We start from the raw sequence: 13,959 nt of genomic DNA on the forward strand, positions 1-13,959 counted from the left end.
CGCGAATTTCTAGAGTGTAACAGTCTTAACGGCTGGAATTTCCCGTTTTGAAGTGCCGCGCCGGAATTTGGCCGCTGCGCTACACTTATTGCAACTTCCACCACGAGAGGCTTTCCAATGAGCACCAGATCCGAGCGCGACAGCTTTGGCCCCATCGACGTCCCGGCGGGACAATTGTGGGGCGCGCAGACCCAGCGCTCGCTGGAGCATTTCAACATCTCCACCGAGCGCATGCCGCCGGAACTGATCCATGCGCTGGCCAGCGTCAAGCGCGCCGCCGCGCGCGTCAACCTCGACCTCGGCCTGCTGGACCAGGCCAAAGCGGCTGCCATCACACAGGCGGCCGACGAGGTGCTTGCCGGCAAGCACGCTGGCGAATTCCCGCTGGCCGTGTGGCAGACCGGTTCCGGCACGCAGTCGAACATGAACATGAACGAGGTGCTGGCCAACCGGGGTTCCGAGCTGATGGGCGGCGAGCGCGGCGAAAAGCGCTTGCTGCACCCCAACGACGACGTCAACATGGGCCAGTCCTCGAACGACATCTTCCCCACCGCCATCCACGTCGCCGCCGCCAACGCCGTCGCGCACACGGTGCTGCCGGCATTGCGCGACCTGCGCGCCACGCTGGACGCCAAGGCCATGGCCTTCGCCGGCATCGTCAAGATAGGCCGCACCCATCTGCAGGACGCCACGCCGCTGACGCTGGGCCAGGAATTCTCCGGCTACGTCGCCCAGCTCGACTATGCGGACCAGATCATCACCGGCTCGCTGTCGCCGCTGCTGGAACTGGCCGCCGGCGGCACGGCGGTCGGCACCGGCCTGAACGCGCATCCGGAATACGCCACCCGCATCGCCGCCGAACTGGCCGAGCGGCTGCAGCTGCCCTTCCAGACCGCCGGCAACAAATTCGCCGTGCTGGCCGCGCACGACGCGCTGGTGGCGGCGCACGGCGCGCTGAAAACGCTGGCCACGGCGCTGATGAAAATCGCCAACGACGTGCGCTGGATGGCGTCCGGCCCGCGCTCGGGCCTGGGCGAAATCAGCATACCCGAAAACGAGCCGGGCAGCTCCATCATGCCGGGCAAGGTCAACCCCACCCAATGCGAGGCGGTAACCATGCTGTGCTGCCAGGTGTTCGGCAACGATGTCGCGATCACTGTCGGCGGTGCCTCGGGCAACTTCGAGCTGAACGTCTACAAGCCGCTGATCGCGCACAATTTCCTGCAAAGCGCGCGCCTGCTGGCCGACGGCATGCGCAGCTTCGACCACCATTGCGCGCAAGGCATAGAGCCGAACCTGGCCCGGATCGGCGAACTGATGGAGCGCTCGCTGATGCTGGTGACTGCGCTGGCGCCGCATATAGGCTATGATCGCGCCGCGCAAATCGCCAAGAAGGCGCAGCATGAAGGCAGCACACTGAAAGAAGCCGCGCTGGCGCTGGGTTTTGTCAGTGCCGAGCAGTTCGAGCAATGGATCGTGCCGCTGGAGATGACGCAGCCCAACGCATCAGCCTGACTTGTGTGTTGACAGCGACACTTTTAATAACTGGACAACACGTCATCGCAACTGAGGATAAAATAAATGCAAAAGGTGAGTTTTGAACTGACTTCGGAATACATCGAACTGAACCAGCTGCTGAAGGTCGTCGGCCTGTGCGACAGCGGCGGCGCCGGCAAGATATTGGTGGCTAATGGCCAGGTGAAAGTCGATGGCAAACAGGAGTTGCGGAAAACCTGCAAGATTCGTGCAGGCCAGCAAGTCAGCATAGGCGATGTGCGTATCAGTGTTGTGGCCGGCGGCGGCGCCGACGGCGCCTGACACTGCCGCGCTGCAGCAGGAAATATTCTTGCATTTGGGCAATTTATCGCTAAGCTGAAGGATGACGGGCCGTGCCGGCGCAGACCGGCGGGCCAGCCACAGCATTGATGTTGCTCAACTTGTAGGAGGGGATCGCCATGGACGGCCCTGAAGAGAAGCTACAAACCCAGGAACGCCTGATCGGCGATTTGCGGCAAGTGATCGAGAACGCGGAAGAACTCCTGAAGAACACGGACCAGTGCAACAGCGCGCTCTACCAGAACGCGCGCGCCAAGCTGACCCAGGCACTGATCGCCGCCACGGAAGAGCTGGAACGGTTTGAAGACGCGCAACTGGGGCGCATGATCGCCGCCACGCACGCCGCCAACGTGCTGCACCGCGACGACACCGGCGAAGCCAGGCTGATGCGGGCCTTCCGCTAGCGCCGCACTGGCAGGTCAACCCAGCCGTTTTCGTCCGATCAGCGCATCGAGCGAAAAACGGCCGGGCCCGATCGCCACCACCACCAGCAGCAAGATACCCCAGTAGAGATGGTCATTGACCGCTGCCGGGCACTCGAAACTGAACAGCTGCGGGTAGGAAATCACCGCCATCGCATTGACCAGAAACAGCCCCAGCGCAGCCGGGCGCGAGAACAGACCGACGAACAGCAGCAGCGGCAGCGCCAGCTCGCCCGCCGCGCCCATGTAGGCGGCCAAGTCCGGCGGCAGCAGCGGCACCTTGTATTCGTCGTGGAACAGCGCCAGGGTGCTGCCCCAGTCGTTGACCTTGACCAGGCCGGCTTTCATGAACTGCCAGCCGACGTAGAGGCGGATGGCCAGACTGGCCAGCGAGCCGCCCCAGTCGCCCAGGGCTTCATCGTAGCGGGTGGACAGGCGATGCAATACGAACAGATTTTTCATGTTGGCTCGATTCAATGTGGGGCGGCCGGCGCGGACGGCGGCTGCGGGTTCAGGGTGCGGTATGGACTGCGCTGAAGACGGCGCTATCCAGCCATTGTTTCAAGTGCGTGGCAACGTCGAATTCCTCGTCCAGCCCGAAGGCGGCGTCAAGCGCTGCGCCGAAATCGCCCCCCTCTTCCAGTACTTGCAGCGCGGCATGGCTGGCGGGGCTGATAGTCAGCACTTCGGTCTTCCAGCGCGGCCGTGCGACCAAGGCGTAGCTGGGCTGGGACATGTCCTCCGGGAACGGCGGGCCGCCGGGCTGGTGCGCCAGCCACAGTGGCACCACGTTCCAGCCGGACGCCAGCAGGCTGCAGGCCGGGTGCAACGGCAACCGGGCCTGTTCAATGGACTCCGGCGGCACGGCGGCGACATCGGCAGCGCAAGCTGCGGCTGAGTCGGACGCGTAGTGCGCGCGGTGCAAGGCCCACTCGAGACGCGCCATATCGGGCAGATACGGCAAGCCGGCAGTGTGCGGGAAGGCCGCCAGGAAGTCGGCGAAACGGCCGCCGAACCGGTTCAGGTCGCCGCTTTCGGACGGGTGGGCCCGGCCGTATTCGCCACTCAGGCCGCCGAAGAACGCCTCGCCGACCAGTTGCGCGATGACGGGGTAGACGGCCGACAGCGTCTTGTGCCAAGTGGAGCTCAGGTTGCCGCGATATAGCGCGTAGCGGTGCTCATTGGCATCGCCGAGGAAGGCCGCCAAGGCAGGCGCGGACTCGGCAGCATTTAGCAGTCCGGTAGCGAAAGCTTGCTGCGAACCAGTCAATAACGCCAGCGCGTCATCCTCGCGGGCGCGGGGAACCAGCTTGTCATCCTCGCGGGCGAGGGGATCCAGCTTGTCATCTTCGCCAACGCAGGGAGCCAGCTTGTCATCCTCGCGAACGCGGGGATCCAATTCAGGCGCCGCCGCCGGGGACACCGCACTGGATCCGCGCGCATGCGCGGCGCTGCCGCTGGCGGGCGATCGGACAGCGGCCAGGGCAAGCCCCTCCGCCACGGCACGCGCCTTCTCCGCCTCGCCCAGCAGTACATCCAGTCCGGGGATATCGGTATCCCACTCGATCAGCGTCGGCACCGGGCCAAAGCGCCGCAGCGCGGCTTCGTACAGCGCCCACACCGGATCGGCGACGGTCGCGCCGTGGTCGTCGATCACCGCTTCGGGCGTCACCAGGTGGCCGGCGAGATGGATCTCGCCCACCGTGCCTTGCGCAATCGCGGCGATCGCGGCCAGCGCGTCCTCGCCGTGATTGCATTGATTCACATACAGATTATTAACGTCCAGCAGCAGGCCGCAGCCGGTGCGCTGCGCCAGCGCGGCCAGGAACTCCGCCTCGCTCATCGCGTCGTCGCGGAAGCGCACATAAGTGGACACGTTTTCCAGCAAAATCCTGCGTTGCAGTTTGTCCTGCGCGCGGTGCACGCGCTCGCTCAGCAATGCCAGCGCGGCATGGTTCAAAGTCAACGGCAAGAGATCGTTCAAGTGGCGGCCGGCCACGGCGCCCCAGCACAAGTGTTCGGACACCAGCACTGGCTGCACTGCGCGCACCAGGTCGCGCACGCGCTCCAGATGCTGCTGGGAAAAGCCGCGCGCAGAACCCAGGCCCAGCCCCACGCCATGCAAGCTGACCGGATAATCGCGCCGCAATTCCTGCAGCACATGCCAGTCCCATCCACCCTGATCGAGATAATTCTCGGTGTGGACTTCAAGCCATGCAGCTTGCGGCCGCTGCTCCAGGAACTGGCGGTAATGCGGCGCCCTGAGCCCGACACCGACGCCCAGCGCATGCGGCAGATGGGCGTCATGTGGCATGCTCATGGCTCCGCGTCGATGCACTACTTGGAAGGCGCCATGGTTTTGCCGCCGGCTTTTTCGCACGTGCCCTTGGCTACATATTTCCATTCGGCGGCACCGTTGTCGGTCTTGGACTGGCCGGCGCAGGAATGCGCACCGTTGGCTGCCGCGCAATCGTTCTGGCCGGCTTTGGCGATACCGAAGCATTTCTCTTTGTCGGCTGCAGGCTCGGCCGCCGAGGCGGACACGGTGGTGGCGGCGCAGACGGTGGCCAGTGCTGCGGCGATCAGGGCTTGACGTTTGTTCATGAGTATCTCCTAAGGGTAAAGGTGGTTATCGCTCTTGGTGCGCAGAAATCTGCGACTGAAGCATAGTCGCGCACTGCCCACGCATCCTTACACATTTTTTTAGAATATCAAAAAAGAAAAAGCCCGGATCACCGAGGCAGTGGATCCGGGCTGCTTCACACGCGCTGCGCGCGGCGCGGCATCAAGCTGCGGGAGCGGCTTTTTTGACGGCCTTTTTGGCGGACTTCTTGTGTGCTGTTTTCTTGTGGACTGCTTTCTTGTGCGCTGGCGCGGCAACGGCGGCCTCAGGCGCGGTGGCCGGGGCTTGGGCGAAAGCGGTACCCATGGCGAAGGTGGCGGCGATAACTGCAGCGATCAGTTTCTTCATTTTGATTCCCTCAAAGTTGTCCGTAAGAATTCCTACGTAGGCCATTAACGCCTGTGGCCGCATTTTTGTTGACGCCGTCTTGAGGATTTTTAACAAACCGGTCGCGCAAAGCGCGAAGTGCAAGCAGAGTTGCAAAGCGGAAGCGCAAATACGCGCGGCGACAACTGCCGGAGGCAGGCGCCGCGCGCGGTTCAGGCTTTGGTATTGATGCTGTTACCGAGATTCGATGGCAGGTTCGATGCTTTCGGCACCGGCGGGATCGCCTCGATCAGCGCCTGGGCGCTCGAAGCCTGGATGTCCTGGGCCTTTTTCTGCACCGCGACAGCCACGTCCTGCTTGATGCCGGTATCGGCGATGCTGCTGGATAAACGGGCGATTCCTGAAACGTCCATGGCTTCCTCCAATAAGGCCTATCCCCTGTTTACGGACGTTTTTTTCTAACCTTTAGGCTGGTGGCGCAATTATTTTCATCCGCTGCCGCAGCCAGTCCAGCACCAGTGCCGGCTGGTTCAAGTCCAGCCAGGCCAGGCCGTCGCGCAAATCGGCGGGGCGCGGCTGATCGGATGCGACCGCCACAATGAACGGATCGGCCGGATACAGCGGCGCACGGCCGGTGACCGGGCGGAACACCTCCAGCTTGTCGTATGGCGTGGATTTGAAGCCTTCCACCAGGGTCAGGTCGGCGGGCGCCAAGCGGGCCAGTTGCTCATACAGCGTCGGCTCCGGCGCGCCGCGCAGCTCCTGGATGATGGCGAAACGGTAAGGCGACGCCACCATCACTTCGGCCGCGCCGGCCATGCGCAGGCGGGCCGAATCCTTGCGCGGCGGCTCCAGCTCCAGGTCATGGTGGCTGTGCTTGATGATGTTGACGCGCAATCCCTGCGCCGCCAGTTGCGACACCAGGAACTCGAGCAGCGTGGTCTTGCCGCTGCCGGAGCTGCCGACGATGCCGACGACGTTGCCGGGAAGCGGAGGATGTTCTTGATGCATCTGAAATCTTTCAGTACGGCATGCGGTAGCGATAGCCTTTGAAGGTGAACACGGCGGCTTTCGGCTGCAACTTCTCCAGCACCAGCCCCGGCGCCACCTCCTCGCCTTCGCGCCGCAGCACTTTATCGATCAGCACGAGGCGGTCGGCGGGGTTCTTGGAATACATATATCCGCCCATGGCGATAGCCGGAACGCTGCGCTGTATGGGTTCAGGCAATTCGCGCAGCCACTGGACAGCTTCCTCCTGCGGCTCGACGGGTGCCGGCGCGGACTTGGCCGGAGGCTTGGCTGCGGGCTGGACGGCAGCTGTTGCCGTGGCCTGCGCTGGCCCCGGCGTGGGCGGCAAGGAAGGAGCAAGGCGCAAGGAAGGCGCGGGCGGCAAGGAGGGCGCGGGCTGCGCAGCGTCAACCGGCGCCAGGCGCGGCGCTGACGCGACGGCCGGCGCTGGCAGCGCGGACGTTTTCGCAGCGGTGGCCACATGCTGCGCTGCGGGCGCCGATCGCGCAACGGCCGCCACCGGCGCCGTAGCCGGGACGGCGGCCACCGGCGCCCTGGCGGAGACGGCAGCCGGTTCGGCGGCATTTGAAACAGTAGCCGCGGGCAAGGCCACAGCTGAAACAGTAGCTGCGGGCAAGGCGGCAGCTGGGGCAGCAAGCGCGGGCAGGGCGGCTGCCGAGGCGGCGGCTACGGCGCCTGCTGGAGCGGCACCTGCTGGAACGCTACCTGCTGGAGCGACACCTGCTGGAATGGCGACAACTGGAGCGGCGCCCGGCGCGCCGGGCGACGCCTGCTCCGCTGGCTGCGACAGCGCTGCGCGGTTGGCATCGGACGCGATCGGCGCCGTGCCCGGCTGCCGCCACAGCAGCATCAGCGCCCCGGCGGCCACGGCTGCGCCGGCGGCCAGCGCCAGCGGCTTCCACCGGGCTGCGGACGGGTTGCGGATCACACCGCTGTCGAGCGTCGGTGCGTGTATGGTGGGCGTGGCGCCGAGCTGGCGTTCCGCCTGGGCCTTCTTCAGCGCTTCAAGTATGTAGGACATATTATTTCCCCGCCACGGCCACGCCGGCCTGCGCCGGCGCCTGCAGGCGCGGTTCATTCACGCCGGCCAGCTGGTTCAACCGGATGAAAGTCTTGGGTCCGGCCACGCCATCGGCCTTCAGGTTCTGACTGATCTGGAACTCACGCAGCAGACGCTGGGTGGTCGCATCGAGCGGCTGGTTATCCTGCGGCTTCCTGGCGCCGCGCAGCGCCGCCAGGCGCTTGGCCAGCCAGTCCACATCCGGTCCACGATCGCCTGCGGAGACCTCGTCGCGCCACGCGCGCGGCGCCCGCCACAGCGTGGTGAAGCTGCCGTCGAAGCGGCTGGCCAGGGCATCCAGCCCCACCGTCTCGCGCTTGCCCGCCATCTCGACGGTGGCGCCCTGCCCGCTCAACGCCGTCAGCACGGCGAAACGCGGAACGACCGGATCGTCGTTCAGTTTCAGCACCGCAGGCCGGTTCAGCAGGCGCAAGTCATCGATGCCGCCCTTGCCGTGGAGGCAACGCAGATTCAGTTTGGCCGCTGCCGGGCAGAATTCCCCGTCCGGCACCGACTGCCCCCACAGCCCCGCCATCGTCCTCAGCGCATGATCGGCACCTGCCGCAGCGGATATCGCCGCAGCCGAGCCGGCATCCGCTTTTCCGGCAAGGTCAGCACGCGGGCTAGACAAATTCGCTGGATTCGGCGCCGCCGCAGAGCGAACCGCTACTGGGCCCGTGTCTGCATTTGCAGGCAGCGGGCCGGTGCGTGGAGAGGTGGCGGAATGAGGCATCAGCTGCCAGGCGGCGGCGCCGGTGATGGCGGCGCCTGCCAGCACGCCGGCGGCGATGGCGGGCCACAGGCGCCGCGCCTGGACGCCCCCGGCTTCCACCGCGAACACTTCGGCGGCGGCTTTGCGCAGGATGGTGCGCGTGACTTGCGCCGCGTTTTCGACGTAGGCACCCAGCATGGCACGGTCGCACAGCAGGTTGATGCGGCGCGGCACGCCTTTCGTCAACTGGTGCACTTGCTGGATCAGGCCGCGCGGAAACGGGGCGACGCCGGTGGCGCCCGCCACCGCCAGGCGGTGCACGATGTAGCTGCCGGTCTCCTCCACGGACAGCGAACCCAGGTGGTAGCGCGCGATCACGCGCTGCGCGAGCTGCTCCAGCTCGGGCCTGGCGAGGATGGCGCGCAGCTCGGGCTGGCCGATCAGGATGATCTGCAGCAGCTTGCGCTCGCTCGTTTCCAGATTCGTCAACAGGCGCAGTTGCTCCAGCACGTCCGCCGACAGGTTCTGCGCCTCGTCGATGACGAGCACGTTGTTGCGCCCTTGCGCGTGGCTCTCGAGCAGGTGCTGGTTGATCGCGTCCACATAGCCTTTGACGCTGACCGCGCCGGCGCCCTGCGGCGCCAGCGCGATCCGGAACTCGTCGCAAATCGACAGCAGCAGCTCTTCCACCGACAGCTTGGGGTTGAAGATGTAGCCCAGCTGGCAATTCTCGGGAACCTGCTCCATGAAGCAGCGGCACACCGTGGTCTTGCCGGCGCCGATTTCACCTGTCAGCAGCACGAAACCGCCGCCGCTGCCCACGCCGTACAGCAAATGCGCCAGCGCTTCGCGGTGGCGTTCGCTCATATACAGGTAGCGCGGGTCGGGCGCGATGGAGAACGGCGATTGTTTCAGATTGAAAAACTGCGTGTACATGGTGTCCCTGGATGAGCGCCCCAGCCGGCCACGATGTGGCTAGCCGTCAGCGTAAGGCGGGCGGCAGCGGCTTGAACTTGGCGCAGTATATCTTCGCTCTGCGGTCGGCATACACGATGCGGCTGCCTGGCGTGGCCTGCCGCACCGGGTAGCGCGAACTGTCAATTTTCGCATACCGCAGCCCATCCTGGGCAATGATGGCTTCTTCCAGCTTTTCCGGGGTGCTTTCCGCCACCGCGCCGACGAACACCATGGGGTAGCTGTCGTCGCTGACGATGACTTCGACGATCTCCGCACCCCACAGCCGCGCATCCTGCGTGCGGAACCACCAGGCGCCGCCTTCGCGCTTGTAGGGCGGGCCGAAGAACTTGACCATGTAGTCGTAGTAAAAGCGGTTGCTGGTCTCGTCGCGGCACAGCAGGCCGCTGCCGATGACGGTGCCGAAGGTGGTGGGAGGGGCGGCATGGACGCCGGAGCAGGCCAGCGCCAGCAGGGACGCCATCGCGGCGCGCGTAAGGTAAGCAGGCATCAATATGAGGATATCAATAAGAGGATATCAATAAGCAGGCTTCAATTCAGCCGCATTCCTTAAATTTTTGACATCCAGGCGCGGTTGGCGCTGATCTTGGCCTTGGCGGCGGCGGGCAGCGCGTCGTAGCAGCCTGGATACTGCTTCAGCGCCGATTCGCGGACTTCTTTCTGCAAACCATTAATCAGGAAAACATACAGGATGCCGCCTTCGCTGGTTTTCTTGGTCCCGATGTATTTGATCATGCTGGTTCTCCTTCCCGGCTTGGCGTGCGCACAGCCGGCGTAGCTCTTGAGCCATTATGACAGTTCCGGCCCGTATCTACACGGTTTCAGCTGGCTGTGCCGCTACACAACTTAACGGCACGCAAGCGCTGAAACTGTAGGGCGCGGCTACACCGACGCTAGCCAGGGGTCCCGTTCGGGATGCGGAAAGCGCGCCGTCATGAAGTCGACAAAGGCGCGCAGCTTGGCCGACAGCAGCTTGCGGCTGGGATAGGCGAGGAACACGCTCACTGTGCCGGTGCAGTAATCGGGCAGCAGCCGCACCAGGCGGCCCTGCGCCAGGTCATCCTGCAGGGTGTAGGAAGTACGCAACATGATGCCCATGCCCGCCAGGCCGGCCTGGTGCAGCACCTCCACGTTGTTCGAGATCATCTTGCTAACGATGGGTACCTTGGTCTCGCTGTCGCCGCAAAGCACGTACCAGTGGTGGCGCACCAGTTCGAGGTCGTGGTTCAGGCAGTCGTGCCCGGTCAAGTCGGCCGGCCGCGCCGGCGCCCCGCGCCGCGCCACGTAAGCCGGGGAGGCGCACAGCACCACACTGGAGGTCGCCAATTGGCGGACTATCATGCTGGCGTCCACCTTCTGTATGCCGATGAAGACGCCGGCGTCGAAGCCGTCCTCCACCAGGTCGGGGGCCTTGTCGGACAGGGCGACGTCAAGCACGATGTCGGGAAACTCGGCGGCGAACAGCGGCAGCAGCGGGGCCAGCTGCGACTGGCCGAAATGCAGGTGGCAGTAAATGCGCAGCGTGCCGCTGGGCTTGCACGCGGAAGCCGACGCCAGCGCATCGGCGTCGTCGATATCGCTCAGGATCTGGCGCACCCGCTCCAGGTAGCCCTGCCCGGTCTCGGTCAGCGACAGCGAACGCGTGGTGCGGTTCAGCAGCCGGGTGCCAAGGTGCTGCTCCAGGTCCGCCACGTGGCGCGTGACGACCGCGTTCGACATCTCCATCGCCATGCCGGCACGGGCAAAACTGCCCTGCTCCACAACTTTGGCGAACACCCGCATCGATTGCAGCCGGTCCATAGTGCCTTTCGATCATTGCTGATTCAGAAATTGTCCATTGTCATTATTCGCCTTTTTTGCGCGGATCGCAACGTATACACTGGCTTCATCGATGAGCAAACGCTCTTCCCACACAAGGAGCCACACCATGAACGCCAAGCACCTGATCGCCGCACTGACCGTTTTCGCCGCCTCCGCCTCCGCTTTCGCGGCCGACGCCCCGGCAGCCGACAGCGCCAAGCCGCAGCAACAGCAGTCGCAGCAGCAACAGCAGCAGCCAGCCCCGGTGCTGCTGGCCAGCGCCGCCACTGACAACGCCTATGCCAACGTCAACTACCCCAGCGCGCTGGTGAAGAAAAACGGTCCGCGCAGCCGCGCCGAAGTAAAGGCCGAGGCCGTTGAAGCCGTGCGCAACCACCGCAGCACCGACTCCCAGCAGTTCGACTTCTACAAATAAGCCCGCTTCGCCGGGACTGCGGCCCGCCACCGGAAACGGTGCGGGCCGCTTGCATTTCAGCGCCACTTTTTTGCAGTTGATGCCGCGATTCCGCACTTTCGTCCCTTTCCCCGGGTCATCAGGGCGGATTTATCATATTGTTCACACACCAACCGTTCCCCACCAGTCCACAGTGTGAAAACAATATGAACAAGCTGATCAAACAATCCGCCGTCGTGTCCCTCGTGGCCCTGGGCGGCTGCATCTACCAGCCCAGCCACGCCGAAAGCGCACCGAGCAAAGCGATCGCCGCCGAAGCGCGCCCGGTGGCCGCCTTCAGCGCCATCGAACTGGCCGGCCCCTACGATGTCGTGATCAAGGACGACGGCGGCCGCGCGGTCGAGGTGCGCGGCACCCGCAAGCAGCTGGACAACATGGAAACCGTGGTGGAGAACGGCACGCTGATCGTGCGCCCCTTGAAACGCAACAGCTTCAGCTTCCAGTTCGGCAAGAGCGCCGAACGGGCCACCGTGCGCATCAGCGCGGCCGGCCTGAAAAGCCTGCTCGCCAGCGGCAGCGGCGACGTCCAGGCCGAGCAGCTCAAAGGCCAGCAGTTCGCGCTGACCTCCAGCGGCCCCGGCGACGTCCAGGCCAGCGGCACCGTCGGCACCCTGGTGGTGCGCGCCAGCGGCAGCGGCGACGTCAACATGCGGCGCCTGCAATCGGGCAGCCTGAATCTGCAGATGAGCGGTCCCGGCGACGTCGAAGCGGGCAGCGTCAGCATGGACCTGAACGCGGAAATCAGCGGTTCCGGCGACCTCGACGCGACCGACCTGCACACCAACACCGTGAACGCGCTGCTGCACGGCCCAGGCAGCGTGACCTTGGGCGGCGTCAGCAAGGAAATCCGCGCCGAGATCTCGGGCTCCGGCGACCTGGAAGCCTGCCACCTCGCGGTGGAGAACGCCAGCGCCATGCTGCGCGGCCCGGGCAACGCCTGCATCGCCGGCAACATCAAGAAATTCGACGCCGAAGTGCACGGCTCGGGCGACCTGAGCGCGCGCGGCCTGGCCAGCAACAATGTGCGCGTCATCCTGGACAGCTCGGGCAGCGTGGAACTGAGCGGCACCAGCAATACCTTGAGCGCCGAAGTGAACGGCTCGGGCGACCTGGACGCCAAGGGCCTGGTGGTGGCGCGCGCCGTCACCCGCAACCGCGGCCCCGGCAATATTTACCTGAAAAAGGTCAGCGACACGCTGGACGCCGAAGTGCGCGGCTCGGGCGACTTGAAGACCAGCGCCGAATGCAAGGACGTGAAAGTGACCATGAGCGGGCCCGGCGCGGTCCACCTGGACGGCAACACCGCCAACCTGAACGCGCGCCTGACCGGCTCGGGCAACCTGCAGGCGAAAGGCTTGCTGGCCAGGCAGGCCGACGTCGTGGTGCGCGGTCCCGGCAGCGCCTGGGTCAATGTGCAAGGCAAGCTGAACGCCGAAGGCAAACCCGCCACGGCCGACGGCGCCCACATGGTGATGATAGACCGCAGCGGTGTACGCCCCAGCCGCGACAATTGACGGCGGCGGCGGGCCTGCTGGCCCGCCCAGCCTGACTTACCCGAACGCCCGGCCCAGAGCCGGGCGTTTTGCATTTCAGCAGTATAAATTGGCCTTATACCAGACCAGATGCAATACCAACGCAGGAAAATAACTTCCCGTTTAAAAACAATCGCTTACACATCAGTTATCGCCATGGAAAGCAAGGCCACTTCATCAAATTACAATACCAGTTAAATACCTGTTGACAAGCCGGTTGGCCAACCATATAGTGCCCCACAGCTCCTCAAAGAGAACATGCATATGATCGAATTCTTAATCGGCGTCGACGGCGGCGGCAGCGGGACCCGGGTGCGCTTGATGCGCAGCAACGGCGCCGCGCTGGGCGAAGGCGACAGCGGCCCGTCCGGCCTGCTGCACGGCATCAAGAACGCGTGGTCCTCGGTCGAGGACGCCGCGGCGAAGGCTTTCAAGGCGAGCGGCCTGGACTACCCGGCGCGCGAGCGCATCGCCATCGGCCTCGGCCTGGCGGGCGTGCACAACCGCCAGTGGGCCGCCAACTTCGTCGCCGCCAACCCCGGCTACGCGGCGGTGGCGCTGGAAACGGACGCCTACACCACCGTGCTGGGCGCCCATCTGGGCCAGCCGGGCGCCATCATCGCGCTGGGCACAGGCAGCGTGGGCGAAATCCTCTTGGCCGACGGCAACCGCAAGGAAGTTGGCGGCTGGGGCTTCCCGGCCGGCGACGAAGCGGGCGGCGCCTGGATCGGCCTGCGCGCCATCGGCCATATCCAGCAAGCGATCGACGGCCGCGTGGAAGGCGGCGCCTTCGCGGCGACCGTCATCAACGCCTGCGGCGGCGAGCGCAATGCGATCCAGGTCTGGCTGGCCAATGCCACGCAGACCCATTACGCGCACCTAGCGCGCATCGTCCTGCAGCACGCCGATACCGACGCCACCGCGCGCGCCATCCTGCTCGAGGCGGGGCGCCAGGTGGCGCTGATCGCGCACGCGCTGGACGCTTCCGGCAAGCTGCCGATCGCGCTGTGCGGCGGGCTGGGCGAACCGCTGCGCGCCTATCTGCCGCCGGAACTGCTGCAGCGCATCGTCGCGCCGCAAGGCGATTCGGCCGCCGGCGCGCTGCGCCTGATCCAGCAGCGGCTGGACCAGGCTTGAACCAACCCTGACAAAAAATCAAAACGAGGAG

At 65.2% G+C, this 13,959-nt stretch carries 17 protein-coding genes; 6 read left to right on the plus strand and 11 right to left on the minus strand.

What is annotated here, in order from left to right; all coding sequences use genetic code 11:
* Positions 1–117: 117 nt before the first annotated feature.
* The 3 genes from fumC to ACSQ8Y_RS17315 all read left to right on the plus strand — a co-directional run bounded on the left by fumC (position 118) and on the right by ACSQ8Y_RS17315 (position 2,240).
* The gene (fumC, locus tag ACSQ8Y_RS17305; protein WP_436267671.1) at positions 118–1,515 is read left to right on the plus strand and encodes a class II fumarate hydratase; all 1,398 of its coding nucleotides are present in this window, start codon (positions 118–120) and stop codon (positions 1,513–1,515) included.
* A gap of 66 nt (positions 1,516–1,581) precedes the next feature.
* On the plus strand, positions 1,582–1,818 hold the full coding sequence (locus ACSQ8Y_RS17310) for an RNA-binding S4 domain-containing protein (protein ID WP_436267672.1): 237 nt from the start codon (positions 1,582–1,584) through the stop codon (positions 1,816–1,818).
* A gap of 137 nt (positions 1,819–1,955) precedes the next feature.
* Complete coding sequence (locus tag ACSQ8Y_RS17315) at positions 1,956–2,240, plus strand: hypothetical protein (protein ID WP_436267673.1); 285 nt, start codon at positions 1,956–1,958, stop codon at positions 2,238–2,240.
* A gap of 15 nt (positions 2,241–2,255) precedes the next feature.
* Here the strand turns inward: ACSQ8Y_RS17315 and ACSQ8Y_RS17320 are convergent, their stop codons facing one another.
* The 11 genes from ACSQ8Y_RS17320 to ACSQ8Y_RS17370 all read right to left on the minus strand — a co-directional run bounded on the left by ACSQ8Y_RS17320 (position 2,256) and on the right by ACSQ8Y_RS17370 (position 10,784).
* Positions 2,256–2,720: a DoxX family protein gene (locus ACSQ8Y_RS17320; RefSeq protein ID WP_436267674.1), complete on the minus strand. Its 465-nt coding sequence runs from the start codon at positions 2,718–2,720 to the stop codon at positions 2,256–2,258.
* A 49-nt stretch (positions 2,721–2,769) separates the two neighbouring features.
* Positions 2,770–4,578, minus strand: a complete 1,809-nt coding sequence (bufB, locus tag ACSQ8Y_RS17325; protein WP_436267675.1) for an MNIO family bufferin maturase — start codon at positions 4,576–4,578, stop codon at positions 2,770–2,772.
* 17 nt (positions 4,579–4,595) lie between these two features.
* Positions 4,596–4,862 carry a BufA1 family periplasmic bufferin-type metallophore gene (locus ACSQ8Y_RS17330; protein ID WP_436267676.1) on the minus strand — a complete coding sequence of 89 codons (267 nt, stop codon included), beginning with the start codon at positions 4,860–4,862 and terminating at the stop codon, positions 4,596–4,598.
* A gap of 181 nt (positions 4,863–5,043) precedes the next feature.
* Positions 5,044–5,352: a hypothetical protein gene (locus ACSQ8Y_RS17335; RefSeq protein WP_436267677.1), complete on the minus strand. Its 309-nt coding sequence runs from the start codon at positions 5,350–5,352 to the stop codon at positions 5,044–5,046.
* A 68-nt stretch (positions 5,353–5,420) separates the two neighbouring features.
* A complete protein-coding gene (locus ACSQ8Y_RS17340; protein WP_436267678.1) occupies positions 5,421–5,621 on the minus strand; it encodes a YjfB family protein in 201 nt (66 codons plus the stop codon).
* 52 nt (positions 5,622–5,673) lie between these two features.
* Positions 5,674–6,219, minus strand: coding sequence for a molybdopterin-guanine dinucleotide biosynthesis protein B (gene mobB / locus ACSQ8Y_RS17345; RefSeq protein ID WP_436267679.1), 546 nt, complete (start codon positions 6,217–6,219; stop codon positions 5,674–5,676).
* 10 nt (positions 6,220–6,229) lie between these two features.
* A complete protein-coding gene (locus tag ACSQ8Y_RS17350; protein WP_436267680.1) occupies positions 6,230–7,258 on the minus strand; it encodes a general secretion pathway protein GspB in 1,029 nt (342 codons plus the stop codon).
* Position 7,259: 1 nt separating this feature from the next.
* Complete coding sequence (locus ACSQ8Y_RS17355; RefSeq protein WP_436267681.1) at positions 7,260–8,945, minus strand: AAA family ATPase; 1,686 nt, start codon at positions 8,943–8,945, stop codon at positions 7,260–7,262.
* Between the two features lie 46 nt (positions 8,946–8,991).
* Positions 8,992–9,474 carry a hypothetical protein gene (locus tag ACSQ8Y_RS17360; RefSeq protein WP_436267682.1) on the minus strand — a complete coding sequence of 161 codons (483 nt, stop codon included), beginning with the start codon at positions 9,472–9,474 and terminating at the stop codon, positions 8,992–8,994.
* A gap of 59 nt (positions 9,475–9,533) precedes the next feature.
* Positions 9,534–9,719, minus strand: coding sequence for a hypothetical protein (locus tag ACSQ8Y_RS17365; RefSeq protein ID WP_161072440.1), 186 nt, complete (start codon positions 9,717–9,719; stop codon positions 9,534–9,536).
* A gap of 147 nt (positions 9,720–9,866) precedes the next feature.
* Entirely contained in the window at positions 9,867–10,784 is a 918-nt protein-coding gene (locus ACSQ8Y_RS17370; protein ID WP_436267683.1) for a LysR family transcriptional regulator, read from the minus strand.
* 127 nt (positions 10,785–10,911) lie between these two features.
* Here ACSQ8Y_RS17370 and ACSQ8Y_RS17375 point away from each other — a divergent pair, with 127 nt between their 5' ends.
* The 3 genes from ACSQ8Y_RS17375 to ACSQ8Y_RS17385 all read left to right on the plus strand — a co-directional run bounded on the left by ACSQ8Y_RS17375 (position 10,912) and on the right by ACSQ8Y_RS17385 (position 13,928).
* Complete coding sequence (locus ACSQ8Y_RS17375) at positions 10,912–11,220, plus strand: hypothetical protein (protein ID WP_436267684.1); 309 nt, start codon at positions 10,912–10,914, stop codon at positions 11,218–11,220.
* A 185-nt stretch (positions 11,221–11,405) separates the two neighbouring features.
* On the plus strand, positions 11,406–12,773 hold the full coding sequence (locus ACSQ8Y_RS17380; protein WP_436267685.1) for a GIN domain-containing protein: 1,368 nt from the start codon (positions 11,406–11,408) through the stop codon (positions 12,771–12,773).
* Positions 12,774–13,055: 282 nt separating this feature from the next.
* A complete protein-coding gene (locus tag ACSQ8Y_RS17385; protein WP_436267686.1) occupies positions 13,056–13,928 on the plus strand; it encodes a BadF/BadG/BcrA/BcrD ATPase family protein in 873 nt (290 codons plus the stop codon).
* Positions 13,929–13,959 lie beyond the last annotated feature (31 nt).

This window comes from Pseudoduganella sp. LjRoot289 (assembly GCF_964252925.1).
GTDB lineage: Bacteria > Pseudomonadota > Gammaproteobacteria > Burkholderiales > Burkholderiaceae_D > Rugamonas.

Bases quoted from the DNA above. Each gene is read 5' to 3' on its own strand.
- ACSQ8Y_RS17340 (WP_436267678.1), bottom strand. From the start codon at position 5,621: ATGGACGTTTCAGGAATCGCCCGTTTATCCAGCAGCATCGCCGATACC.
- ACSQ8Y_RS17350 (WP_436267680.1), bottom strand. From the start codon at position 7,258: ATGTCCTACATACTTGAAGCGCTGAAGAAGGCCCAGGCGGAACGCCAG.
- ACSQ8Y_RS17315 (WP_436267673.1), top strand. From the start codon at position 1,956: ATGGACGGCCCTGAAGAGAAGCTACAAACCCAGGAACGCCTGATCGGC.
- ACSQ8Y_RS17365 (WP_161072440.1), bottom strand. From the start codon at position 9,719: ATGATCAAATACATCGGGACCAAGAAAACCAGCGAAGGCGGCATCCTG.
- ACSQ8Y_RS17320 (WP_436267674.1), bottom strand. From the start codon at position 2,720: ATGAAAAATCTGTTCGTATTGCATCGCCTGTCCACCCGCTACGATGAA.
- ACSQ8Y_RS17385 (WP_436267686.1), top strand. From the start codon at position 13,056: ATGATCGAATTCTTAATCGGCGTCGACGGCGGCGGCAGCGGGACCCGG.
- mobB (WP_436267679.1), bottom strand. From the start codon at position 6,219: ATGCATCAAGAACATCCTCCGCTTCCCGGCAACGTCGTCGGCATCGTC.
- ACSQ8Y_RS17330 (WP_436267676.1), bottom strand. From the start codon at position 4,862: ATGAACAAACGTCAAGCCCTGATCGCCGCAGCACTGGCCACCGTCTGC.
- bufB (WP_436267675.1), bottom strand. From the start codon at position 4,578: ATGAGCATGCCACATGACGCCCATCTGCCGCATGCGCTGGGCGTCGGT.
- ACSQ8Y_RS17310 (WP_436267672.1), top strand. From the start codon at position 1,582: ATGCAAAAGGTGAGTTTTGAACTGACTTCGGAATACATCGAACTGAAC.
- ACSQ8Y_RS17360 (WP_436267682.1), bottom strand. From the start codon at position 9,474: ATGCCTGCTTACCTTACGCGCGCCGCGATGGCGTCCCTGCTGGCGCTG.
- fumC (WP_436267671.1), top strand. From the start codon at position 118: ATGAGCACCAGATCCGAGCGCGACAGCTTTGGCCCCATCGACGTCCCG.
- ACSQ8Y_RS17355 (WP_436267681.1), bottom strand. From the start codon at position 8,945: ATGTACACGCAGTTTTTCAATCTGAAACAATCGCCGTTCTCCATCGCG.
- ACSQ8Y_RS17370 (WP_436267683.1), bottom strand. From the start codon at position 10,784: ATGGACCGGCTGCAATCGATGCGGGTGTTCGCCAAAGTTGTGGAGCAG.
- ACSQ8Y_RS17380 (WP_436267685.1), top strand. From the start codon at position 11,406: ATGAACAAGCTGATCAAACAATCCGCCGTCGTGTCCCTCGTGGCCCTG.
- ACSQ8Y_RS17375 (WP_436267684.1), top strand. From the start codon at position 10,912: ATGAACGCCAAGCACCTGATCGCCGCACTGACCGTTTTCGCCGCCTCC.